The organism is Pseudomonas fluorescens (assembly GCF_003732425.1).
Lineage (GTDB): Bacteria > Pseudomonadota > Gammaproteobacteria > Pseudomonadales > Pseudomonadaceae > Aquipseudomonas > Aquipseudomonas fluorescens_BE.
In genome coordinates, this window is the sequence record NZ_MOBX01000013.1 from 269331 (window position 1) to 291576 (window position 22246).

The 22246-nt window shown below is 55.8% G+C and carries 22 protein-coding genes and 2 pseudogenes; 9 read left to right on the forward strand and 15 right to left on the reverse strand.

From position 1 onward, the window contains the following. Positions 1 to 46 precede the first annotated feature (46 nt). From catA to BK670_RS11625, 3 genes are read right to left on the reverse strand one after another with little or no spacing between them, the layout of a single operon-like run. The gene (gene catA / locus BK670_RS11615) at positions 47 to 982 is read right to left on the reverse strand and encodes a catechol 1,2-dioxygenase (RefSeq protein ID WP_123449877.1); all 936 of its coding nucleotides are present in this window, start codon (positions 980 to 982) and stop codon (positions 47 to 49) included. Between the two features lie 49 nt (positions 983 to 1031). After that, the gene (catC, locus tag BK670_RS11620; RefSeq protein ID WP_092281235.1) at positions 1032 to 1322 is read right to left on the reverse strand and encodes a muconolactone Delta-isomerase; all 291 of its coding nucleotides are present in this window, start codon (positions 1320 to 1322) and stop codon (positions 1032 to 1034) included. Positions 1323 to 1347: 25 nt separating this feature from the next. Next, a complete protein-coding gene (locus BK670_RS11625; protein WP_123449878.1) occupies positions 1348 to 2469 on the reverse strand; it encodes a muconate cycloisomerase family protein in 1122 nt (373 codons plus the stop codon). Between the two features lie 150 nt (positions 2470 to 2619). Between BK670_RS11625 and BK670_RS11630 the strand changes: the two genes are divergently transcribed. Beyond that, entirely contained in the window at positions 2620 to 3492 is an 873-nt protein-coding gene (locus BK670_RS11630; RefSeq protein WP_123449879.1) for a LysR family transcriptional regulator, read from the forward strand. A 36-nt stretch (positions 3493 to 3528) separates the two neighbouring features. Here BK670_RS11630 and glyA read toward each other — a convergent pair. From glyA to BK670_RS11650, 4 genes and pseudogenes are all read right to left on the reverse strand, one after another. Further along, positions 3529 to 3855: pseudogene (gene glyA / locus BK670_RS11635) on the reverse strand (serine hydroxymethyltransferase); the annotation flags it as partial. A 60-nt stretch (positions 3856 to 3915) separates the two neighbouring features. Continuing rightward, entirely contained in the window at positions 3916 to 4839 is a 924-nt protein-coding gene (locus BK670_RS11640) for a helix-turn-helix domain-containing protein (protein WP_123449880.1), read from the reverse strand. A gap of 174 nt (positions 4840 to 5013) precedes the next feature. Further along, positions 5014 to 5556: a VOC family protein gene (locus tag BK670_RS11645; protein WP_110718401.1), complete on the reverse strand. Its 543-nt coding sequence runs from the start codon at positions 5554 to 5556 to the stop codon at positions 5014 to 5016. Beyond that, positions 5553 to 7448, reverse strand: a complete 1896-nt coding sequence (locus tag BK670_RS11650; RefSeq protein WP_123449881.1) for an FAD-dependent oxidoreductase — start codon at positions 7446 to 7448, stop codon at positions 5553 to 5555. Before BK670_RS11650 ends, BK670_RS11645 begins: the two co-directional genes overlap by 4 nt. A gap of 250 nt (positions 7449 to 7698) precedes the next feature. Here BK670_RS11650 and BK670_RS11655 point away from each other — a divergent pair, with 250 nt between their 5' ends. Next, positions 7699 to 8157, forward strand: coding sequence for a cupin domain-containing protein (locus BK670_RS11655; protein ID WP_123449882.1), 459 nt, complete (start codon positions 7699 to 7701; stop codon positions 8155 to 8157). A 200-nt stretch (positions 8158 to 8357) separates the two neighbouring features. Here BK670_RS11655 and BK670_RS11660 read toward each other — a convergent pair whose 3' ends face one another. Both BK670_RS11660 and BK670_RS11665 read right to left on the reverse strand, forming a co-directional pair. Further along, complete coding sequence (locus BK670_RS11660) at positions 8358 to 8942, reverse strand: carboxymuconolactone decarboxylase family protein (protein WP_123449883.1); 585 nt, start codon at positions 8940 to 8942, stop codon at positions 8358 to 8360. A 198-nt stretch (positions 8943 to 9140) separates the two neighbouring features. Next, positions 9141 to 10508: an MFS transporter gene (locus tag BK670_RS11665; RefSeq protein WP_123449884.1), complete on the reverse strand. Its 1368-nt coding sequence runs from the start codon at positions 10506 to 10508 to the stop codon at positions 9141 to 9143. Between the two features lie 102 nt (positions 10509 to 10610). Between BK670_RS11665 and BK670_RS11670 the strand changes: the two genes are divergently transcribed. Then, positions 10611 to 11468, forward strand: coding sequence for a LysR family transcriptional regulator (locus BK670_RS11670; protein ID WP_123449885.1), 858 nt, complete (start codon positions 10611 to 10613; stop codon positions 11466 to 11468). 97 nt (positions 11469 to 11565) lie between these two features. Here the strand turns inward: BK670_RS11670 and BK670_RS11675 are convergent, their stop codons facing one another. Both BK670_RS11675 and BK670_RS11680 read right to left on the reverse strand, forming a co-directional pair. Further along, positions 11566 to 12744, reverse strand: a complete 1179-nt coding sequence (locus tag BK670_RS11675; protein WP_123449886.1) for a M20 aminoacylase family protein — start codon at positions 12742 to 12744, stop codon at positions 11566 to 11568. 3 nt (positions 12745 to 12747) lie between these two features. Then, positions 12748 to 14067, reverse strand: coding sequence for an MFS transporter (locus BK670_RS11680; protein WP_123449887.1), 1320 nt, complete (start codon positions 14065 to 14067; stop codon positions 12748 to 12750). A gap of 388 nt (positions 14068 to 14455) precedes the next feature. Here BK670_RS11680 and BK670_RS11685 point away from each other — a divergent pair, with 388 nt between their 5' ends. Beyond that, positions 14456 to 15595, forward strand: a complete 1140-nt coding sequence (locus tag BK670_RS11685; RefSeq protein WP_123449888.1) for a porin — start codon at positions 14456 to 14458, stop codon at positions 15593 to 15595. On the opposite strand, the gene BK670_RS11690 is transcribed toward BK670_RS11685, so the two are convergent. From BK670_RS11690 to BK670_RS11700, 3 genes are all read right to left on the reverse strand, one after another. Beyond that, positions 15592 to 16515, reverse strand: coding sequence for a LysR family transcriptional regulator (locus BK670_RS11690; RefSeq protein ID WP_123451352.1), 924 nt, complete (start codon positions 16513 to 16515; stop codon positions 15592 to 15594). The genes BK670_RS11685 and BK670_RS11690 overlap by 4 nt on opposite strands. A 114-nt stretch (positions 16516 to 16629) precedes the next feature. After that, a complete protein-coding gene (locus BK670_RS11695; protein WP_123451354.1) occupies positions 16630 to 17373 on the reverse strand; it encodes an abortive infection family protein in 744 nt (247 codons plus the stop codon). A 365-nt stretch (positions 17374 to 17738) separates the two neighbouring features. Then, positions 17739 to 18362: a hypothetical protein gene (locus BK670_RS11700; protein WP_148047023.1), complete on the reverse strand. Its 624-nt coding sequence runs from the start codon at positions 18360 to 18362 to the stop codon at positions 17739 to 17741. 307 nt (positions 18363 to 18669) lie between these two features. Between BK670_RS11700 and tnpA the strand changes: the two genes are divergently transcribed. The 4 genes and pseudogenes from tnpA to BK670_RS29890 all read left to right on the forward strand — a co-directional run. Then, a complete protein-coding gene (tnpA, locus tag BK670_RS11705) occupies positions 18670 to 18987 on the forward strand; it encodes an IS66-like element accessory protein TnpA (RefSeq protein ID WP_123449890.1) in 318 nt (105 codons plus the stop codon). After that, positions 18984 to 19319, forward strand: coding sequence for an IS66 family insertion sequence element accessory protein TnpB (gene tnpB, locus BK670_RS29885; RefSeq protein WP_123449891.1), 336 nt, complete (start codon positions 18984 to 18986; stop codon positions 19317 to 19319). The genes tnpA and tnpB overlap by 4 nt, the downstream gene beginning before the upstream one ends. A 49-nt stretch (positions 19320 to 19368) precedes the next feature. Further along, a complete protein-coding gene (gene tnpC, locus BK670_RS11715) occupies positions 19369 to 20895 on the forward strand; it encodes an IS66 family transposase (RefSeq protein WP_123449892.1) in 1527 nt (508 codons plus the stop codon). 32 nt (positions 20896 to 20927) lie between these two features. Then, a pseudogene (locus BK670_RS29890) lies at positions 20928 to 21261 on the forward strand (hypothetical protein); the annotation flags it as partial. A 14-nt stretch (positions 21262 to 21275) separates the two neighbouring features. Here the strand turns inward: BK670_RS29890 and BK670_RS11725 are convergent. After that, on the reverse strand, positions 21276 to 21659 hold the full coding sequence (locus BK670_RS11725; RefSeq protein WP_123449893.1) for a winged helix-turn-helix transcriptional regulator: 384 nt from the start codon (positions 21657 to 21659) through the stop codon (positions 21276 to 21278). A gap of 120 nt (positions 21660 to 21779) precedes the next feature. Between BK670_RS11725 and BK670_RS11730 the strand changes: the two genes are divergently transcribed. Further along, entirely contained in the window at positions 21780 to 22244 is a 465-nt protein-coding gene (locus tag BK670_RS11730) for a nuclear transport factor 2 family protein (protein WP_123449894.1), read from the forward strand. Positions 22245 to 22246 lie beyond the last annotated feature (2 nt).

Consider the following 22246-nt stretch of genomic DNA (forward strand, 5'->3'; position numbering starts at 1 on the left):
AAAAGTCAGGTGGCAACTTGCGTGGAGTCGCCACCCTTCTCTTTTGTCAGTCCTGAAGCACGCGCGGGCGCAAGCTTCGCTGCTCTTGCGTTATGGCATCCGCCGATTGCAATTGGAAGTCGAAAGACATCTCGGCGAAACGCCCTTCTACCCCACGTTTGGCGCTCGATTGAGCGTCATCAACGAAGCGCACTTCACCGATCAAACCTTCCCGCGTGGCGTAAGCGAAGTCATCCCAGAGATACTTTTCACCTGACAGATTGATTTGAGTGGTCAGGTGGCGGTAACCGGGCGCTGAAATGAAATAGTGAATATGCGCGGGACGCTGGCCGTGACGGCCAAGCAGGTTCAGGCATTCCTGAGTTGGCCCCTGAGGATCGCAGCCATACCCGGACGGGACGATACTGCGAGCACGATAGCGGCCGTCGGCATCCGTAACGATGCGACGACGCAGGTTGTACGCCGATTGGGATTTATCGAAGTAGGAGTAGTTGCCTTTGGTATTGGCCTGCCACAAGTCGACGATAGCGCCGGCGACAGGCTGGCCTAGCAGGTCGACGACCTGGCCTTCGATGAACAGCGTTGTGGCGACGCCCTCCTCGCTGCCATCGTCCATGCGCGCTTCGCCTTCACACAGCGGAGCACCGGCAACATACAGCGGGCCTTCGATGGTGCGAGGCGTGCCGCCGGTGTGGCCAGCCTGTTCATCGCGAGCATCATTGAGCAAGTCGAGGAAATGCTCAAGGCCAAGTCCGGCCATGAGCAGAGCGGCTTCACCGCGACCACCCAGGCGATTCAGGTAGTCGATTGCGCTCCAGAATTCGTCATCGGTAATCTGCAGGTCTTCGATCAAACGCGCACTGTCTTGCAATACACGCAGCAGGATCTGTTTGACTCGCACGTTACCTTGATCATTATCCAAACCAGCAGCTTGTTTGAAAAATGCCTGGATCTCATCAGAGCTGGAAATTCTGACTGTCATGATTATGTTCCCATCTTTTTATTATGTTCAAAGTCGCAAAGTGCAACGCTTAACGATCGTCTTCGTGGATCGATGAAGGATGGCGGCAGAGCCCTGTCACTTCGATATCCATGTACGGGAACAGCGGCAATTGCATGAGCGTGTCATGCAAAGCCTCAACGCTTTCGACGTCAAAAACGCTGAAGTTGGCGTAGTGACCAGCGATACGCCACAGGTGCCGCCATTTGCCTTCACTCTGTAAACGCTGCGCCAGTTCCTTTTCATCGGCTTTCAAACGCGCGGCTTTCTGCGGGTCCATGTCGACGGGAAGCTTCACCGTCATTTTTACGTGGAAGAGCATCTTTCTTATCTCCTGATAACAAGGTTTAGCGGCGACGGAAGCGGGTCAGGCGATCCTCATCGAGCGTCAGCCCCAGGCCTGGTGTGGCCGGAACGTGCAAGTGGAAGTCGCGGTAGACCGGTGCTTCGGTGACGATTTCTTCGGTCAGCAGCAGCGGCCCGAACAGTTCGGTTTGCCACTGCAATTGCTCAAGCGTGATGAAGGCATGGGCCGATGCCAGCGTGCCGACGGTGCCCTCCAGCATCGTGCCGCCATACAGCGCAATGCCGGCTGCCTGAGCGATATGGGCGGTGCGCAGGACAGCGCGAGGGCCACCGTTCTTGGCGATCTTGAGGGCGAAAATACTCGCCGCACCATCGGCGGCGAGGCTGAAAGCGTCCTCGACACATTCGATGGATTCGTCGGCCATGATCGGCGCCGGGCTGCGCTGGTTGAGGCGAATTTGTCCGCCGCGATTGATCCGGGAGATGGGCTGCTCGATCAGGTCGATCCCGTTCTCTCCCAGGACCTGGCATCCCTTGATCGCTTGAGATTCGCTCCAGTATTGGTTGACGTCGACCCTGACACTGGCGCGGTCGCCAAGGGCTTTCTTGATCGCGACGACGTGAGCAAGATCTCGCTCCAGCGCGTTGGCACCAATCTTCAGCTTGAAAATGCGGTGGCGGCGCAGCTCGAGCATGTGCTCGGCTTCCTGGATGTCTTTGGCGGTGTCACCACTGGCCAGCGTCCAGGCCACTTCGAGTGCATCGCGCACGCGCCCGCCCAGAAGTTCGCTTACAGGCAGACCTAAACGCTTGCCTTGGGCGTCCAGCAATGCCGTTTCGACGGCGGACCGGGCAAACGTATTGCCTTTGATAGCCTTGTCCAGACGCTGCATCGCGGCATTGATGTTCTCGGCATCCTGGCCAATCAGCAACGGAGCGAAATAGCTGTCGAGGTTGGTCTTGATGCTCTCCGGACTCTCATTGCCGTAAGCCAGCCCACCGATCGTCGTCGCTTCGCCAATGCCCTCGATACCATCACTGCAAAGCAGGCGAAGAATGACTAGCGTCTGCCCCTGCATGGTATGCATGGCTAACTTGTGCGGGCGAATGGTGGGCAAGTCGACGATGATCGTCTCAAGGCGCTCGATCCGGGTTACGTTCATTTCTGGTTCCATTGTGCGCAGGTTCAGATGTGGGTCGTGATGCCTATGCATCGATACCCACGGAATCTTGTTTGATGTAACTTAGAATCCGCGCAACGCATCCACTGCGTCCAATATTCATTTTGTCTCTCTTCATACCTCGGAGGTATCGTGGAATTAAGACATATCCGCTACTTTCAAGCGGTGGCCGAAACACTGAATTTCACCCGTGCAGCCGAGCGTCTGAATATCGCCCAGCCACCGCTAAGCCGGCAGATTCAGCAACTCGAAGAGCATTTAGGTACAGCGCTACTGGAGCGCACGCGTCCGGTGCAATTGACCGAAGCGGGCCGGTATTTCCATGAGCACAGCGGCATGCTGCTCAAGCAGCTTGAGCAGCTGTGCGAGAACACCCGACGCATTGGTGAGGGGCAACGGCAATGGCTCGGTATCGGCTTTGCGCCGTCTACCCTTTATGCGCTGCTGCCTGAACTTATTCGAGAATTGCGCCGCGATTCAGACCTTGAGCTGGGCCTGCAGGAAATGACCACGCTTCAGCAAATCGAGGCACTGAAAAGCGGCCGTATCGACATAGGTTTTGGTCGTATTCATTTCGACGATGGCGCCATCCACCAGCAAGTGCTCTATGAAGATCCGCTGGTCGCGGTACTGCCGACCGGGCACCGTTTGCAGGGTGAAACCATCACCCTGGAACGTCTGTCGCACGAGTCCTTCGTGCTGTACCCGGCCAACCCGAGACCCAGCTACGCCGATCATGTTTTAGCGTTGTTTGCTAATCACGGTATGGGCGTGCGGGTTTCTCAATGGGCCAATGAACTGCAAACAGCCCTGGGCTTGGTGGCGGCTGGATTAGGCATCACTCTGGTGCCCGCGTCTGTTCAGCAGCAACATCGTGCGGACCTCACCTATGCGCCTATTCAGGATTCGGAAGCTGTTTCGCCGATCATTTTGAGTCGTCGGGCTGGTGACATCAGCCCTATTATTCAGCGCTGTCTTAGCATCATCACTTCGATAAACCCCTGATCCGTGCACGCTATGGCGTGCGCGGATCAATCCGTATCAAGCACACCTTCCTGTGTCTCGTGCTGAAAGCTGTAGGAAGGGAAGCGCGCAGAGCTGCGCGGCCTGCCGAGCGACCTGCGCGTCGACGTCAGCATCACTCAAGTGATCAAGCACATCACAGATCCAAACGGTGAGTGCACGGCACTCCTCCGCCATAAAGCCTCGCGTGGCCACCGCCGTGCCTATCCGCAGCCCGGAAGTCACGAACGGCGACTGGGGATCATTCGGCGCAGCGTTTTTGTTGACAGTCATACCACCGCGTTCCAAGGCAGCGTCGGCGTCCTTGCTGGTAATACCCTGACGAATCAGGCTGAGCAGAGTCAGCGCAATAGTCCCATCGACAAGGCAAACCAGAAACCTCTAAAAACCATCCGCGTCGCTCAATCACTGGACGGTGAGAGAGCCGAATAAACTGAATGCATGTTTGTCGCGGTATTCTTTCGGCGTCATTGACAGCCTTTCTTTGAACAGCCTCGTCATATGACTTTGGTCGGCAAAACCACAATCCATCGCAACGGCCTTGAGCGGAACATTTCGCAGAGTCGACAGCAACCGCTCGGCACGCTTGAGCCGTTGCGCCTGCAAATACTGATGCGGCGAAACACCAAACACCGTGGCAAACACCCGAACGAAGTGTGATGGGCTTAAATCGACAATGGCGGCCATATCCTTTACAGATATGGCGCCTGACAGGTGCGTGACGATATAGCGCTGCAAAGCATCGAGACGGGCACTGGAAATGCGTGAGGCGGTTTCTTCTTGACCATCACATTTGATGTATTTGCGCATGAGGTGAATACAGAGCTGCACTTCCAGCGACTGCGAAAAAAGATCGCTGCCGGGTTCCTCACTCAGCACTTCGGCCTCATAGCGCCCCATCAGGGCGGACAACGCGGGATCGTTAACAATCGGATAGTGATCAACGAAAACACGATCAATGTTTTTGTGAAAAATTTCGCTGGCGACTTTGACCATGAGCGCTTGTGAAATGTAGATATGACTGACTTCGATATCATTCATCCAATACCAGCGAGAAGATTCGCCACGGGTCAGTATCGTCACATCATTTGCCTGCACAGCGTTGTTTCGCCATCGCGAACCGTCGTGAAACCCGAGATTTGCGGTACCTTTTTTCCAGCGAACCAACTCATAGTCACGCATGCTGGGGATGTCCACCTCGGTTTTATAGAAACGATAACCGCGGATTGACATTCCCTTGTTCAGCAACGTGTCCACTGTGCCTTTTATGGTGACTTCGCCCGGGATGACCTCGAGCATTTTCTCAGGCGCTAACAGAGTCAGACTCATCACAACTCCTTTATTGTCTTTAAGTAGTGGAGTTTTTTCACAGTTGCGGCTCCCGCCAGTCCTTTGACCGGAAGCGTACGCCGGCTTCTAAAATTAGCACAAGGTAACGACGAGGGAAGCTGGCTCATGGTCGTCAGGAGCCAGGCCCGTTCAGGTCATTTCACCTTAAGAGTCTCACTCAGACTGTTTCTTGAGATCATCTTCGGCGGATTTGCCAGGCCTCCAGCGGCGAAAATCTGTCTGGCGTTCGTATGCCTGAGCCGTTGGATAGGTGACCAGTTCAATGGTACTGCCCCAAGGCGTTCTGGTGTACACGTAGCGATTGCCGGTACCTGCATCCAGTCCGGGAAGATCTCCTGGCTGGCTAAGCAGGGTGCCGCCTGCTTCGGCCAGCCGATCAGCGGCAGCATCGATATCGTCTACGTAGATGCAAATGTGCTGGATGCCCAGATCGCTTGGCACCACGGGCTGCGCCTGGGGCACACCGGAGTACGAAAACAGCTCCAGATTGGGTCCGTTGCCCAGCCGGAGCATGCGGATGACCTGAATCACCGCGCCTTGCGCGATGCCTAGTCCTGCCTCCACAGCGGGCCCTCCCAGCGGTTTGTCCAGCATGTCGTAAAGCACCTGCGCGCCAAACGCCTCCTCAAAGAAACGGGTTGCCAGCTCCATGTCTGGAACGGTAATGCCGACGTGCTCGATAGCGCGTACGTTCATAGCGCCTCTCCTATACGTGCGGCGGACCAAAAACCTGATTGCGTGGCTTCGTACATCCTGCCTCCTCGGGCACGGGTGCCAATACTCTGCACGTGATAATCATCGACAAGGGCGGCATGTAGTGTCGAGGGCGCGCGCGCGCAGGCCATGATGACCTGGCCGTTTATCGGCAGCGTGGCATGGGTGACGATCTTGCCGCCCAGATTCTGCAAGATTTCCGTAAGGTGCCCACGTTGCATATCGTTGGTGTCCACGCCGACGCTCGCCGCCGGCGAGAGCAAGCTGACGCTTCTGCCGTTCTCGGCCAGCCAGAGTGCTGCGAATAAAGCCACTTCGGTCTCGCCATAGACCGTGACCTCACGCTGCGAGGGGAACATGCCAGTGGACATCATCTGCACCACGTCTACCTCCGGCTGAGCTGACTCGGTGCCAGTGGCAAGCAGCACGGAATCCCAGAGGTTCGGATTCATGTCCTTGCCATCGGAATTCAGGTGTACGGTGACCCCAACGCGATCGAGTTCACTGGTGTAGAACTCGATCATGTTGATGACCTCCATACGAAACGGGCTCGCCGCTGCCCAGGCCCAAAGTTGCCCACCCACTCGTGCGTCGCGTTCGAGCAAGGTGACACTGTGGCCCCGTTGGGCTGCCAGAATCGCCGCCTCACAGCCAGAAGGTCCTGCGCCGATTACCAGCACCCGCTGCTTGCGCGCGGCCGGTCGACGGGCCTGCTCGGCTCGCCGCTCCTGGCCCAGAGTGGGGTTGATAACGCATTGAGTGCCTTTACCGTTGAACATCCAGCGCGATATGCACTCGTTGACAGCCAGGCAGCGACGCACACTTTTAGGTTGCCCGCGCTGAGTCTTTATCACCGTGTCCGGATCAGCGAGTCCTGATCGTCCAAGCGCTACAAAATCCAACTCGCCCGCAGATACCGATTCAGACATTTCCTCGAGGAGCCAAGTCAGGCGGCCAACGCCAATGACGGGTATCGACACCCTCTGCTTCACAGCCTTGGCGTAATTAACCAATGAGCCGGGGGCGATCATGGGTAGCAGCGTCATCGCCGTATCGTAATTGCCGGCACTGACATCCAGCGCATCCACGTGGGGTTCGAGCATTTCGCAAAACGCCAGCCCGTCTTCCAGTGACAGGCCGCCTTCATAGGGTTCGACCACGCTCAGCCGATACAGGACGGGATAGTCAGGCCCCACCTCCTCGCGTATGCCACGAACCACATCAAGGGCAAAGCGTGCGCGGTTCTCCAGCGATCCTCCCCAGTTATCGGTGCGCTTGTTGGTGAACGGCGACAGAAACTGACCCAGCAGGTAACCGTGGGCTCCGTGCAATTCCACGGCATCGAAGCCTGCTGCAACCGCGCGACGAGCGCCTTGGACGTACTTGTCGATCAAACCCGGAATCTCGTGCTCCTCGATCGCACGCGGAGGCGTACCAAAGGCGCTGGTGATACCGGCAGTGGGCGCCAATGGCGGCTCATTACGCTCAGTGTTGCCTTGCGAGTTCTGCCGCCCGGTGTGATGCAGTTGCACGGCTATCTTCGCGCCTTCGCCATGTACTGCATCCACCAAATTGCTTAACCCTCCAATGAACCGGTCGTGATCGATCCGAATCGGATGCCCGGCAGTGCGGCCCACCTCCCAGTCGATGGAGGTATTTTCAGTGATGATCAGACCGACTCCGCCTCGGGCCCGGGCGCGGTGATAGTCAATCAGCTTGTCGTCAACTTCGCCGAACGTACTCGCAAACTGGGTGAAGATAGGCGCCTGAACGAAGCGGTTACGCAGCTGCATCTTGCCGATCCGCCCCGGCTGGTAGAGTGCCGCAGCAGGCCCATCAGACATCACCAGAGTTGTATCGCTTGAAAGGACCATAAGCTCTCTCCTCACACTATCGTTTTTATTTTTGAGGCTTGATCATGGGAGGCAGAAGCTCAGGGGTATTGAATATTCATCGCGGTCCGTTGAAGGAAATGACTTTTCCAGCGCACCCGAATGCAAAGCCGCTCGCAGCAACATGCATGGAAGAAGCGTTCTATCGGCCAGCAGAATTATTCAATACCGCATGAATGCCAGCACATGAAACTCGTGGCTCACAACAAAAACAACAGCGACGAGGAATGTTATGAAGATGCTGGAGATCTACACCGGTCTGTTTGCCCTGACCACCTTACTGACTGGCTCCGCCTATGCCGCACCGACGCCTGAAATCAAGGCAAAGGTGGCTATTCAAGAAGTCGCTTCTTGGGAGGGGACTCCCTATAAGTCCTATCCCGCAGGTCAGCCACAGCTAACCATTCTCGAAATCACCATACCGCCCCACACTGCGTTACCTTGGCATCAGCATCCGGTTCCTAATGCCGCGTACGTAGTCTCTGGTGATTTGACGATAGAGGATAGAACGTCCGGAAAGTCTCACCAGGTAACTGCCGGGCAGGGCTTCGCCGAGTCGGTGAACTCCAGTCATCGTGGCGTGACCGGAGATAGACAGGCGGTGGTCATAGTGACCTACTCGGGGGTAGAGGGGACACCTTTGTCAATTCCCGACAAAGGAGAGAAGGCCGAGTTCGAGCATCTGGAATAAATCTAGAATCCGACAATCAATGCGACTATGAAGTGAAGCCATCAGCGATGGGTAAGAAAGCGAAAGCGCTTGTTGGCAGGATCTGACCGCTCTTCAACACAGAGGAAAACCGATGGCGACGAGTTACGGTCGTCACTATCGGTTATCTGCTGCTGGCAGTGCACCACAGGATGTCAGGAATTTTGGCTCATACCGAACGGTCAGCCTTTGATCCAGCTTCCATCTTCCTGAGCGTCAATTGGAATATTGAAAGTCTTGATATAGGCAGAAAGCATGCGGTAGTAGCCAAGGACAATAAGGGCGTCGCTCAATTCTTCTAACGAGAAGTGTTGCTGGGCATGTTTGAAAAGCACGCCGGAGGCCATTCCTTTATCAATGACGGATTTGCCGAAACGCAACAGGAGGCGCTCTGCTTCAGTGAAGGCTTGAGTGTCATCGATGCAGCCTTCGCCGATGGCCACGAACTGATCAGGTCTAACGCCGGCTACTTGAGCGATGGACACGTGCTGCTCCCACTCATAAGCCACGCCTTCATGCGCGGCGAGCAGCAGTACTAACATTTCCTTGTGGTAATCAGAGATCGTCAGGTCGCGAAAGATGGCGTTGGTCAGGTCAATGGTGGGAATAAATGCACCCGCACTGTAACCCAACATTCTAAAAAAATTAACCTTGGTGGGTAGACCCTCGAATTTCTCGCGTACCGCTACGGGCAGCTTTCTGAAATCAGGATAATCGATAGCCACTTCAGAACTGATTTTATTATTGGCGCGGGACAAACTTGACATAAGAACCTCCTAAGGTTTTTCGGCGATTTAGAACTTATTACCTCAACTAATATGATGTATCCCAGCAATGAAAATTCATTTTCAGGAAGAAGCGTTTCATAACCAAATTATCATTTGGCCTGAACAAATATTCAGACCTTAACGTATTAAATGATGCAAGGCTGTCGACGAAAACATCCGAAGTGTATGGTCGGCATTTCACGCTTGAATGGGCACAGCTCGCGGACGAGTAAGTGCCATGTTGACGATGATGCACGCCAACAGGACGCCCACACATACCTGCATGGAAACCGACATCCCGCTGGCGAACGCACTGGGCTCATCCTGCGAAATCAAAATTCCAAAAACCGCTACTCCGATAACACCGCCAAGTTGTCGGGCCGACGACATCAATCCAGATGCCATGCCCGCATCGCTTTGGCTGACCACCGCCAGCATCGAATTATTCATGGAAGGGACTGTCGAGGCGCTACCGATGCCGACGATGATCAATGCTCCATTGAGCAACCATGCAGAGCTATCGGGTCCCACCTGGGAAAGCAGTAGAAAGCCAACGACTTGTAAGGCCAGCCCTGAAGTCATGATCTTCAGCGCGCTCACGTGCCGAGCAACGCGCGCGGATGCAAGAGAGGAAACTGTCATCACTGCGGTCAGGGGAATAAAGGCAAGCCCAGTGCGAACAGCATCGTAATGCAGGATGGTCTGAAAATAGATGCTCAGGATAAAGACCACACCGTAAAAAGTGAGGTTGATGACCCCACCCGTGAACATCATGGCTAGCAGAACATTATTGCGAGATAGCCGGGCCGGCAGCATCGGCGCGCTTACCTTGGCTTCAATCAGCATAAAAACGCACAGTGCCAGCGCCGCCAAACCCATACTGGACAGAGGGATCGCGGTCCATCCCAGACCGCTCGCCTCTGTCAATCCATAGGTCAGCAAAGCCAGGCAAGTAGCGACGCTGACCTGACCGTAGACGTCGACTTTGTTATCCGTGCGCGGTGACGCAGAGGTGAAGCGCAAGGTCAGAAAGATAGCCAGCACGCCCAATGGAATATTGACGAGGAACACGCTGCGCCAGCCCAGATACTGAATCATAAAGCCGCCCAACACCGGACCTGCAGCCAACGCAATACCGCCGCAGGCCCCCCACAGAGCGACTGCCGAACGGCGTTTGTCCGGATCGCTGAAATTCTGACGGATAAGCGTCAGTGAGGTCGGAATCAGGAACGCTGCACCCAGGCCCTGTACGCAACGCATGATGATGAGCATCGGCATGCTAGTCGCCAGACCACAGCCGAGGGAGGCAAGGGTAAAAACAGCAAAGCCGAACACGAATACACCCTTCGCCCCCCATTTATCGCCAAGACCTCCGCCGAGAATAAGCAATGCCGAAAACACCAGCGCATAGCTGTTGATCACCCATTGCAGGCCGGTAAGGTTCGTACCGAACGCAGACTTCAGAGCGCCAAGGCCAACATTGACCACGCTGACGTCCAACTGGACCACGAAAAACCCCAAACACGCTGCGATCTGAATAGCGACCAAATTCACATTTTTTTGCATTTCAAATGCCGACAATTGACTGTAGGGAACCCATGCTAGACGTTGACTTGATATGCGTAAATCCGTAAAAGTGCAGGCATGCCATGCAGATACGCATAGATTATGAACTGGGAAGACCTACGTTACTTTGTGGCAATTGCCAGCGCCGGAACGTTGTCCGGGGCCTCGCGGCAATTGGGTGTCGATCAAGCGACGGTTAGCCGCCGGCTGGCAGCGCTTGAGACAGACCTGGGTGCCCGTTTGGTTGATCGCCAACCGCGAAAGGCATTTCTTACCCCGCTGGGTCAGGAAGTCCTGACACACGCTCTGAAAATCGAGGACAGCGTATTTGCGGTCAAACGACTCTCGCTGAGTGCGAGCAGCCAATCGCGTGCCAAAATCACAATCTCCGCTCCCCCGATCCTCGCCCGACATTTTTTCGCACCGCAACTGCTGGTTCTATCCCAGCGCCTGCCTCAGGTTCAGGTGTCGGTATTGAGCGAATCGCACGTTGCGTCCTTGTCCAAGCTGGAGGCAGACCTAGCCATTCGCCTGACGCCAGGTACCGCGGATTCAGACATTGTAAAAAGAATCGGTGAGATGCAATTCGGACTCTACTCGACCCCCTCCTACGCGAATGTCGCAAACCCGCAGCAATGGGAATTCATCGGCTATACCGAGTATCCGGTCGCTTTTGATCATAAAAACTGGTTGTACCAGACCATTGGCAACCGCCGTGTAGTCTGTGAGGTTGCCGACCTCAGCAATCAATATGAGGCCGCTTGTACGGGGATTGGAGTTGCCGGATTACCCTGCTTCCTAGCCGATCAAGATGAACGACTGCTAAGACTGTCGAGTTCCGAGAAGATGTTGAGCCTAGGAATCTTCTTGGCCCTCCACCCTGATCGTCGCAATGATCAATTAGTACGCGACACCAGTGCCGTCATCACGGAACTGATAACTGATCTTGGGCTGACTTGATAACGCTGTCTCAGCATCATTGCATCTATCAATCGCTGATCCGGGCACGCTATGGCGTGCGCGGATCAATCCTGCCGTCCTCGGTTGAGCTGGGCGGTCAGGCGAGAAAATCTTCCACCAGTTTTACCCAGCAATCGGCGCCCAGTCGGATCAGCTCATCATTGAAGTCGTAGTGCGGGTTGTGCACCGAGCAGCCGTGAAACTCGCCCTCACCATTACCCAGTAAGAAATAGCACCCCGGCACTTCTGTGAGCATCCAGGCGAAGTCCTCGGTGGCCATGACCTTCGGTCCGCGGCTTTGCAGGTGGCCAGGTTCAAAGAGTGGTGCAAGGCTTTCGCGCACTCGTTGCGTTTCGGTCTCGTCATTGATTAGGGCGGGGGCCAGCGGGGTAATTTCCAGGTCAATGCTCACGCCGAATGATTGCTCGTGACCGCGAACGATCTGTTCGAGTCGCTGATTGATCTTTTGCTGAGTTTGCGGGGTGTCGGTACGCACACTGATCAGCATGCTGGCCTCATCAGGAATGATGTTGTAGACACTCCCGGCCTGTAGCATGCCGATGCTGATGACCGCGTATTCCTCCGGGCCGAGGTTGCGCGACTTGATGGTCTGGATCGCGTTGATCAGGCTGGCTACAACAGGCAATGGATCAACCGATTTCTCTGGCATGGCGCCGTGTCCACCTTGCCCACTGACGCGCAGCGATACACGTTGCGAGGATGCCATGGTGGGTCCCGCCTGAATCACAGCCGTGCCCAAGGGGTAACTAGGCATGTTATGCAGCGCGAAAATCGCATCGCAGGGAAATCGCTGGAACAGGCCGTCGTCGATCATCGCCTTGGCCCCACACAAGCCCTCCTCGTCCGGTTGGAAAATCAAATTCAGGGTGCCGTTGAATTCGCCGTGGGTTGCCAGACGATAAGCCGCCGCGAGCAGGATCGCGGTATGCCCGTCATGCCCGCAGGCATGCATGCGATCGGCAATCTGGCTGGCATGCGCGAAGGTGTTTTTTTCTTGCATGGGCAGCGCGTCCATATCGGCGCGCAGACCGATACGGCGTGTGCCCTCGCCTCTTTTCAGGACGCCGACCAGGCCATGTCCGCCGATACCGCGATGCAGCTCATAGCCCCATTGCGTCAGTTTGGCGGCGACCAGCTCCGCGGTGTTCGGGGTTTCGCCGCCCAGTTCAGGCGCTGCATGGATTTGTCGGCGCAAGGCGATGAAGCTCTGCAGTTCGGTGTCGCTCAACGCTGATTGGTTTTGTTGATTGCGCATGGGTCAGTCTCGTCCAATGTTTTCCGGGAACAATTTCAAGCAGCACAGGCTGATTACCCCGCCCACTAGCAGGTAGAACGCGGGGGCCGTGGGTGTGTTGAGTGCCGAGGTAAGCCAAGTGGCGATCAACGGCGAGAAGCCGCCGAACAGGGTGACGCCAAAGCTGTAACTCACCGAGGTGCCGAGCGCTCGGTGTGGCTTGGCAAAGCCTTCCATGATCATCGCGAAAAACGCCCCGGAGCCCACACACCCGGGCAGTACCAGAAGCGCGACGATCAGCATCGCGATGTACAAGTCAGTGCTATGCGACAACAGCCATAGCGCGGGCCATGCTGCGATAACCGGCAAGGTAATTGTCCAAACCAGCAGTTTTTTGCGCAGGCCGTGGCGGTCGGCGTAGCGCCCTGCTATCGGCGTGATGATCGCCAGGCACGCCGCTGAAGCGCAGGCAATCGCCAAGGCGCTGCGCTGCGGATAATGCAGTGCACTGACCAGATACGCCGGCATGTAGAAAATGAACAGGTACATGCTGATGGTTGCGCTCGCCATCAATCCGGTGGCGAGTACGGTATTGCGCAGATCAATGACCTCGCGCCAGCCGGGTTTGTGCCCGGTGGATGGTGAAGAGCTGATGACGGGCGCTTCAAGGGTTTCCGGCAGGCAGCGGCGGATGTACCAGCCGACAGGTCCAATCAGCAAACCGATGACAAAAGGGATGCGCCAACCCCACGCTTCCAGGTCTGGCGTAGTCATGACACTGCTCAGGAGAAGACCGATTCCAGCCCCTACCAGCGCCGCGTAACCCTGGCTCGCAGCCTGCCAGCTGACATTACGGCAACGATTTTTCGTCGCCGACGATTCCATCATCAACACCGAGGCGGTGCCGACTTCTCCACCGGCAGAAAAACCTTGAGTCATCCGGCCGATAACCAGCAGAGCAGTGCCCAATACTCCTGCTTGCTGATAAGTGGGGGCGAATGCGATGAGCGCCGTCCCCAGTGTCATCAGTGCAATGGTCAGCGTTAGCGCGGCCTTGCGACCCTTTCTATCGGCGAAACGGCCAATCACCATCGCCCCGACCGGACGCATCAAAAAGCCCACCCCGAACGCCGTCAACGACATAAGCAATGAGGCTATCGGAGACTGGGCCGGGAAAAAGTTCTTGGCGATTATCACGGCAAAAAAGCTGTAGATCGTGAAGTCGTACATCTCCAGGGCATTGCCCAGGGCGCACGCTACGGTGGCTTTTCTGGAGTTGGTGGTGGCCGGATTGGAACGCATCGTTCCGTTGGCCAGGGAAGTGTCCGAATGCAGGGTCGTCATGGCACGCTCCGATTTATTATTGGCGTTATGCGAGACCAACTATCGGGGAACTCCGAAGACGAATCACTTGCGCTTTTTGCAGGCAATTAACCAATGGTTAACTTGTTTGCGTCACGTCCTTTGAATGCGCCCTACAACGGTGCTGCGTGAGGACTTGAAGACGGGTATCGCACCAATGGCTTCCATTATTCAGACGCATGCAATCGCCGAATCGAAGTAATCGGGCTTCTTTTTGTGATCTTTGCCCATTCCTGCCGCCCTCATTGCACCGGTCATTCCCCAGCAAATTAACCAGTAGGCATACCCATGCAAAATTGACCATTTCCGCCGGTTTTTATTTTCGTAGAGGCTGCGACCCATCAGCCATCACGTCTACGGAGCGTCTGAAATGGTTATGTCCGCCGCGCGCAATTGTTCATTGACCGCTTTGCTTCTGGGGCTCGGGCTACCGACGTGCAGCCAGGCTGAGGGATTCCCTGCCATTGCTCGAGTAGCGCCAGGATTTGGCTATTACAACGTCGATAAGGGCTACACCGACAAGCTCAATGTCTACGGCACGCTCGACGCATTTGTTAATTATCAGGACTCGGGCCATCACTCCGGAAGCAAACTTGCGGGCGGTGGCGCCTGGACCAATAAGCTCGGGCTTTACATGCGCAAGGCCCTCAACCCGGATACGGTGCTGGAGTTCGACGTCGAGGAAGGTTTCAACCTCAATGGCCAAGCGCTCGACGAGCACTGGAAGCAGGTCGGCATGCTACGGTTGACAGTGGCGGCGCTGCGTTCGCGGGAGTACGGCAAGTTGGAGTTCGGTAAAACCTATGGCATGGGCACGCCGACGTTTGCTGATCCGTTCCTGGCCACCTACGGTTCGCCCTATACCTACCTGACCAGCCCGCCGGCCGGGCGCGGTGCCTATTATCTGGATATGCGCCCCAAGCACACCCTCGCCTACACCACGCCAAAATTCGCCGGTTTCAGCGTGGCCACCGCCGTGAGCCTGGGCTTGAACGATACCGCCAGCTCCGGCAAAACCGTGCGCGGCAAAAGCTTGAGTGTTCAGTACAGCAATGCGCGGTGGATTTTGCTGGGCTCAATCAATGATTACTTGAGCGATCCATGGGACGACGGCGACCGCCAGCGGCAGACCCACAACTATTTCAAAAGCGCTTCAGCGTTTTATGACTTCGGGCCGCTGTCTGCCAATGTCACCTGGCAACGCCAGGACGTCGACTACCACGCGACGTCAAGCATGAGCGCATGGACGTTAGGCCTTTCCGCGCCCGTCGGCAAAGCCGATGTGGCGCGCATGGCACTGGTCAAGCGCGACATCGAATTCGGCGACAAGGACGCCACCGGGATCATGCTCGGCTACGACCATTTCCTGAAAAAGAACTGGGCCATCTACGGTCGGCTCGCCCTGATCGATAACCGCCCGGAATCCGCGATCAGCTATGCGGGAATCCCCCTCGAGCAAAGCGGCGACGACCCCGGCAACCTGGCCGTCGGCATGTACTACCACTTCTAGTAAGTCGGCTCTGCTGAAGACTCAGCGGCCAATTTGGATTTGAGACCGTTGAACAGATCTCTCGCCGGCGACGTCAGCGAATGGCGGTCAACGCACACCAGATAAATCGGGTATTCCGGGATGACCTCCTCGACTTCGACGAGGACCAGTTCCGGTACCCTTCCCGGCGGCAGTGCACTGCCCAGCGCCAGATTGCTCAGGGTCATGAACGCATCGGCATTCTCGACCAGGCGCAAGGCCAGGAACAGCGAGGCGCACTCGATCACCTTCTGCGGGGGGTGAATATCGTTGACCTCGAACATTTGATAGAACTGTGAAGATCGATCATCCACCTCGTCGAGGCTGATCCAGTTGGCGTACTGCAATTGCCGCAACGACGGCGAATGGCGCATCGGGTTGTTCGGGCTGCATACCACGGTCCCTTTGATCCGGTGCAGGGCTTCCCAATCAAGATTCAAGCGTTGAGTGTTTTGTTGAGACGTCAGGGCAAAGTCCAGGCTCCCATCGCGCAAACGCTGAACGATATGGCTGGGGCGCAGCTCGATCAGTTTGATCCGCACGCGAGGGTTCTTCGCCTGATAGTCACTGATGCATTTCTCAAAACCCGGCAGCATGGCGGTCAGTGAAGTGACGCCGACAGCTACCTCGCCCACAGCCATGTCGTGGATATTATCGGCCTCGATTTGCAGGCGCCGCATGCTCTCGACCGCCATGTGCGCATGCCGGATGATCCGTCGGCCTTCGTCCGTCAACGACATGCCTTTATAGGAACGCTGCAGCAGGGTCAGGCCTAACTCACGCTCCAGATCCTTGATTGAACGACTCAACGCAGGCTGGGTGACATGCAGCATCTGCGAGGCTTCATTGATGCTGCCGCACTGGTTGATCGCGACCAAGGCTCTGATTTGATGGAATTTCACGGTGTGCGACTCGCTTTTTATTTGGCGCCAACCATAAAGCAATATGTCGGCCATTCACCACTCGTTGATTCAAGCTGTCGACTCGATCACGCAGCAAGTATCGCGATCCCACACTCATTCCCCGTTTTTTGCTTCCCATGTGGCAAGCAGAAAAAGGGCACTCGAACCTGCCAGGTTCACTGCCAGCTCTGCATGACGGGGAGCGGCCTTCACCCCGCCTTTACCTTTGCCATGTGCATCGCTCAAACGATTCCGAAGCGCCCCTAAACCCTCGATAACTGCTGTGCACCCTCCGAGGATTTGCTTGAACACAACTTCTTCATGCTGTCCCTTCGTTAGGTTTAGAAGCGTAGCGGTTTGTTTGTAGAGTTTATTTAGGTCAGGAGTCGTCTCATGATCGCCCGTTCCTGCTTCGTCAAGAATATGTTTGCATACCGATTCCAGGAGAGTACGAGCCATGGTGATAGCGCCCTCGGGATCAGTTGAGCGCCTTTCAAGCGCCTTAGTCCAAGCGATACGAACGTGCTCAGCGTCAATGCGGTCCAGCGCTTCAGAGACAACGACATCTGAAGGGTGCTCCCCACCCGACTCAGCGAAGTCAACAAGTGACCTAAACTCTTCCCAAATGAATTTCCTACGCTCGGCGTAGCTTTGAAATTTTGGCTGGATGAACCCCCAAAACTGATCCAAGTTCCTGTAACGACGCACCCACGCGGGAACTAGTGAAGCTATACGAGGGTTATCAACAACACTCTGCCGATAAAGAGGGTAATCCCGTTCATCATCGTCATTTCCGTTCCCGGTGGCACGATTGATGTAAATCGATTGCAAGCTGTCAACGTCATCAATGAGAGCCATGAATTTCGCACCTTCACCGTCTTGTATTACCAACTCGTTATAGCAGCCCGCACACGTTTGTGACCGGTCGCCGACGATCATTGGTATCAGTCGGCAAAGCCCTCGGCAATGTCAGGAATTAAGGGCCAGAGCTGCTTGCCCCTCCGTCTAAAACTGACATGGAGTGAAACAGGCGCCGTGGGATTGCGCTCGGTTTTATTCGCCATCCCGCTCGTTTCTGGTATCTGACGCTCAACCCGGCCAGCTCGACTTTGGTTTATCCATCCACTCACCTGCAACACGCGCGGCATCTGGCTCCGGTCTCTTTCACCCCGATCAAAGCCAAGGGCCACTGAGCCCCTACACTCTCAGAGTCTTCCACATTTTTACTGACGGTTTTCAGCAAGCGAAGGCGGTGGCTGATTAACAGGCCTGTACGGCCCGGTTGGCTCTTTCGTACCTACATACGAAACTGTGAGCATCCCGTATTCATAGCTACCTTCAACACCTCCAATTTCAACCTGCTCCCTACCGTTGATGAAGCCGTTGAACAGAACTACTGGATTGCCGTTGCGCGGAGTGATTGTCACCTTGGTTTTGCCTGAAGGTCGGCACGTCGTGTGCAGAAGAGCGTTCGTGTATACGACTTCGTCACCAAAATCATACAACTTGTAATCACTGGCGCCGCCTGGCTTGAGGCAATCGATCCCCCTCAACGCGACCCCCATCACCTCGCCAGAGCGAGGTGTTCCGGACTTATTGGCGACGAAGAAGTGGGCCTGTGCAACGATTTGTTGGTCAGCTGGCATCGGTAGAAGGTGGTCTTGAGTCCATTCCACCATCGATGTCAGAAATGGTCCAACGTATCCCGTGATTATGCTTGTGTAAGCCCCCAAGAAAACGCCACCGGTTGCAGAAACTACTGCGAGACGAGCCTTTTTAAACAGCCCAAAATCATCTGGTTTGCTGGCAGTATCCTGCTGGGATTTCCTATTTCTACGTCTGGCCACGTTATATGTCTTCTGGTCTGTTCAATGGAGGTCATGAGGCTGAAAAGACTGAGAGTTTGACATCCTAGATCTTCATCGAGCAGCTTTCTAGGTCATCGACTATCTGGATTTTACCGTCCAGGCTTATAGCAACTCCTTCAAGCCTGAGCGCCACGCTTTGCACCGGACAACTTTTTTAAGACAATAGAGGTAACATTTCCGAAAAACGTAAGCGGCCAGCGAACACACCTTCAGAAATCAGGAATTAAGGGCGATGGTGTCCGCCTATTTTTAAGCGGACGCGATCACCCTTATCGCCAGGATTTCCATGCGCCAACGAAGCTCCTATCCCAAACCCTTCAAGGCCCAGGTCGTACAGGAATGCCTGAAACCCGGTGCTTCAGTTTCCAGCGTCGCCATCAGCCACGGCATCAATGCCAACGTGATTCGCAAGTGGCTCCCGATTTACCGTGATAAACCCGTCGCGCCACTTCCCGCGTTTGTACCGCTGCAACCGATGCCTAAACGGCACGCTGATGAAGCTGTGGTCATCGCACTGCCGCTGGGCGACAAATCCATCACGGTCAAATGGCCCATCTCTGACCCGGACGGCTGCGCACGTTTTATTCGCAGCCTCTCGCAATGATACGCATCGACGCCATCTGGCTAGCCACCGACCCCATGGACATGCGTGCCGGCACCGAAACTGCATTGGCCCGCGTGGTCGCTGTGTTCGGTGCGGCGAAGCCGCACTGCGCTTATCTGTTCGCCAATCGCCGGGCCAACCGGATGAAGGTGCTGGTGCACGATGGCGTGGGCATCTGGCTTGCCGCGAGGCGTTTGAACCAAGGCAAGTTTCACTGGCCTGGCACTCATCGCGGCTTGGAAGTCGGGCTCGACGCTGAACAACTTCAAGCGCTGGTGCTCGGTTTGCCATGGCAGCGAGTTGGCGCTAACGGAGCAATCACAGTGATTTAGCCTCGCTTTTCAGCTGTCGCAGGTGGATCGCTTTGGTAAAATCCACGGTATGATTTCTTTGCCCAATCTCGACCAAATGACACCCGAACAACTGCGCGCACTCGCTGCGCAGTTGCTGTCGAAGGTCGACACCATGGGCCGAAAAATCCATCGTGACGAGACGATCATCGAGCAGCTCTCTCACGAGATTGCCATCCTCAAGCGCCACAAGTTCGCCAAGCGCAGCGAGCAGATCAGCCCAGCGCAAGGCAGGTTGCTGGATGACTTGCTCAACACCGACCTTGAGGCTATCGAGGCAGAACTGAACGCGCTTCGTCCCGCCCCAACGTCAGACGAAACCCGCCAAAAGCCCAAGCGTGCGCCGCTGCCGCCGCAGTTCCCACGTACCGTCATTCGTCACGAGCCAGAGAACACCCAGTGTGCCTGCGGGTGCCAGCTTCAGCGCATCGGCGAAGACGTCAGCGAGAAGCTGGATTACACACCTGGCGTGTTTACCGTTGAGCAGCATATACGTGGAAAGTGGGCCTGCCGCCAGTGCGAAACACTGATCCAAGCACCGGTGCCGGCCCAGGTGATCGACAAGGGCATCCCGACCGCAGGCCTGCTGGCGCATGTGATGGTAGCCAAATTCGCTGATCATCTGCCGCTGTACCGGCAAGAAAAGATCTTTGGCCGTGCAGGCCTGGCGATCCCGCGTTCAACGCTGGCTCAGTGGGTGGGCCAAACTGGCGTACAGCTACAATCGCTGGTGGATGCACTGCGCGAAGCGGTGCTGGCTCAGCGAGTCGTGCATGCAGATGAAACGCCGGTGCAGATGCTAGCGCCCGGAGTTAAGAAAACGCATCGAGCTTATGTCTGGGCTTATTGCACGACGCCGTTCTCGGCCCTCAAGGCGGTGGTCTACGACTTCAGCCCCAGCCGCGCCGGCGAACATGCGCGTAACTTCCTGGGCACCTGGAACGGCAAGCTGGTCTGTGATGACTTCGCGGGTTACAAGGCCAGCTTCGACCTGGGCATCACCGAAATCGGCTGCATGGCGCATGCCCGCCGTAAGTTCTTCGACCTGCATGTAGCGGACAAAAGCCAGTTGGCCGAACAAGCGCTGCACTCAATCGGCGGGCTGTACGAAGTCGAACGGCAGGCCAAAGACATGAGCGATGAAGAACGCTGGCGATTACGCCAAGAAATAGCGGCGCCCATTGCACAGAAGTTACATGAGTGGATGCTGGGTCAGCGCGACCTCGTGCCCGAGGGCTCGGCCACGGCCAAGGCTTTGGATTACAGCTTGAAACGCTGGGTAGCGCTGACGCGCTACCTGGACGATGGATCTTTGCCCATCGACAACAATCAGGTCGAGAACCAGATACGGCCATGGGCCCTCGGACGCTCGAACTGGCTGTTTGCCGGATCGCTGCGCAGCGGTAAACGGGCGGCTGCGATCATGAGTTTGATCCAGTCAGCGCGTATGAATGGGCATGATCCGTATGCCTATCTGAAAGACGTGCTGACGCGGCTGCCGACACAGCGTGCCAGTGAGATCGGGCAGTTGCTGCCGTATCAGTGGGGGCCGGCCTGACTTACGCAAGGCGAGGTGGGCGGACGCTCACGCGAGAAGAAGACTGTAGTGAGTTCGTTAAGGAAATCGTGCTCCAGCAGCTATGGGGCGGGAGGGACTCACGGCCCATTGTTGACGATAGGTCAACGCCGCTCGGATTTCTGACGTCGTTCAATGAAGAAGTCGAGATCGTCACTGACGCCCCTAATTACGAATGGGAGCTTATTTTGCGACTTGGTTTATGAGGACGGACGCTGGCCCAGGATCGTTCGTAATTTTCCTACCGATGCAACGACGCTCAAGCCAACCCGCGAAGGTGCGGAGTTGCCACACCACGCTTTGCTCGATGCCAGGATTATCGCTGGCATGTTTGCAGCTGTGAGCTGAGTGATCCAGCAGTGTCATTCCGCTTCTGCTTCGTGCTCATCAAAATCCAATTGCGCCTTGACGACTGTTGCCAGATGCACAATCGTCCAGATATGTAGAGCTTTGAAAGGTTCTTCCAGTGTCCGCCCCAGCGGCGTGATTCGATACTCCACCCCCACTTGTGAAGAGGGTATGACACGGCGCGCAAGGATCCCGTTGCGTTCGAGCCTTCTGAGCGCCTGAGTCAGCGCTTTTTGAGTGATACCGTCCAGGCACCGCTTCAGTTCGTTAAAGCGAAGCGGCTTTTCACACAGTGTCGTGAGAATCAACATCGTCCACTTGTCACCGATCTGATCCAACAAATAGCGGCTGGGACAGCTGGCCGTCCCGCTTGATATGTCGATGTTGGTATTATTCATGGATCACGCCCCGCGCGCGCATGTGGTGTATTTGGATATACCTGATTACTTTAAAGTGCGTAATTGTTATTTGATCCGCATCTTATACCCTGAGGCCTCACTTAACTTAGGGTGTTAGCCATGTCCTCTCAATACGATCAAGAAGCCGCTGACAAGCTTGCAGTCGCCGAAGTTTTATATGACTACGCTGCAAGTATTGATCTTCGTGATGCCGGGCTTATGGCCACGGTGCTTACAGATAATGCCGCTTCTGATTTCCGGCCCGCAGCAGCCAAAGCCGGTTTCGAATACCCTGTTCTTGAAGGTCGTGACACCATCGTACAGGCCCTCATGACGTCACTTAGCCGAGTCGATACCACGCACTCTGTGAACAATCCCCGCGTCACCCTTGAAGGGGATGAGGCGGTACTGGATGCGTTGGTAGAAGCCCAACATGTTTTGAAAACTGATCACTCCCGTTCCTATCTCATGAAAAACCGTTACGACGTGAAGCTGGTCAGGCAGGGTGAAACCTGGCGCATTCAGCACATCGTGGTGGACAACGTCTGGCGGACGGGAGATCCCGCAGTCCTCGCCGGTATTTGATC

Bases quoted from the DNA above. Each gene is read 5' to 3' on its own strand.
- catA (WP_123449877.1), bottom strand. From the start codon at position 982: ATGACAGTCAGAATTTCCAGCTCTGATGAGATCCAGGCATTTTTCAAA.
- catC (WP_092281235.1), bottom strand. From the start codon at position 1,322: ATGCTCTTCCACGTAAAAATGACGGTGAAGCTTCCCGTCGACATGGAC.
- BK670_RS11625 (WP_123449878.1), bottom strand. From the start codon at position 2,469: ATGAACGTAACCCGGATCGAGCGCCTTGAGACGATCATCGTCGACTTG.
- BK670_RS11640 (WP_123449880.1), bottom strand. From the start codon at position 4,839: ATGAGTCTGACTCTGTTAGCGCCTGAGAAAATGCTCGAGGTCATCCCG.
- BK670_RS11645 (WP_110718401.1), bottom strand. From the start codon at position 5,556: ATGAACGTACGCGCTATCGAGCACGTCGGCATTACCGTTCCAGACATG.
- BK670_RS11650 (WP_123449881.1), bottom strand. From the start codon at position 7,448: ATGGTCCTTTCAAGCGATACAACTCTGGTGATGTCTGATGGGCCTGCT.
- BK670_RS11655 (WP_123449882.1), top strand. From the start codon at position 7,699: ATGAAGATGCTGGAGATCTACACCGGTCTGTTTGCCCTGACCACCTTA.
- BK670_RS11660 (WP_123449883.1), bottom strand. From the start codon at position 8,942: ATGTCAAGTTTGTCCCGCGCCAATAATAAAATCAGTTCTGAAGTGGCT.
- BK670_RS11665 (WP_123449884.1), bottom strand. From the start codon at position 10,508: ATGCAAAAAAATGTGAATTTGGTCGCTATTCAGATCGCAGCGTGTTTG.
- BK670_RS11670 (WP_123449885.1), top strand. From the start codon at position 10,611: ATGAACTGGGAAGACCTACGTTACTTTGTGGCAATTGCCAGCGCCGGA.
- BK670_RS11675 (WP_123449886.1), bottom strand. From the start codon at position 12,744: ATGCGCAATCAACAAAACCAATCAGCGTTGAGCGACACCGAACTGCAG.
- BK670_RS11680 (WP_123449887.1), bottom strand. From the start codon at position 14,067: ATGACGACCCTGCATTCGGACACTTCCCTGGCCAACGGAACGATGCGT.
- BK670_RS11685 (WP_123449888.1), top strand. From the start codon at position 14,456: ATGGTTATGTCCGCCGCGCGCAATTGTTCATTGACCGCTTTGCTTCTG.
- BK670_RS11695 (WP_123451354.1), bottom strand. From the start codon at position 17,373: ATGGCTCTCATTGATGACGTTGACAGCTTGCAATCGATTTACATCAAT.
- tnpA (WP_123449890.1), top strand. From the start codon at position 18,670: ATGCGCCAACGAAGCTCCTATCCCAAACCCTTCAAGGCCCAGGTCGTA.
- tnpB (WP_123449891.1), top strand. From the start codon at position 18,984: ATGATACGCATCGACGCCATCTGGCTAGCCACCGACCCCATGGACATG.
- tnpC (WP_123449892.1), top strand. From the start codon at position 19,369: ATGATTTCTTTGCCCAATCTCGACCAAATGACACCCGAACAACTGCGC.
- BK670_RS11725 (WP_123449893.1), bottom strand. From the start codon at position 21,659: ATGAATAATACCAACATCGACATATCAAGCGGGACGGCCAGCTGTCCC.
- BK670_RS11730 (WP_123449894.1), top strand. From the start codon at position 21,780: ATGTCCTCTCAATACGATCAAGAAGCCGCTGACAAGCTTGCAGTCGCC.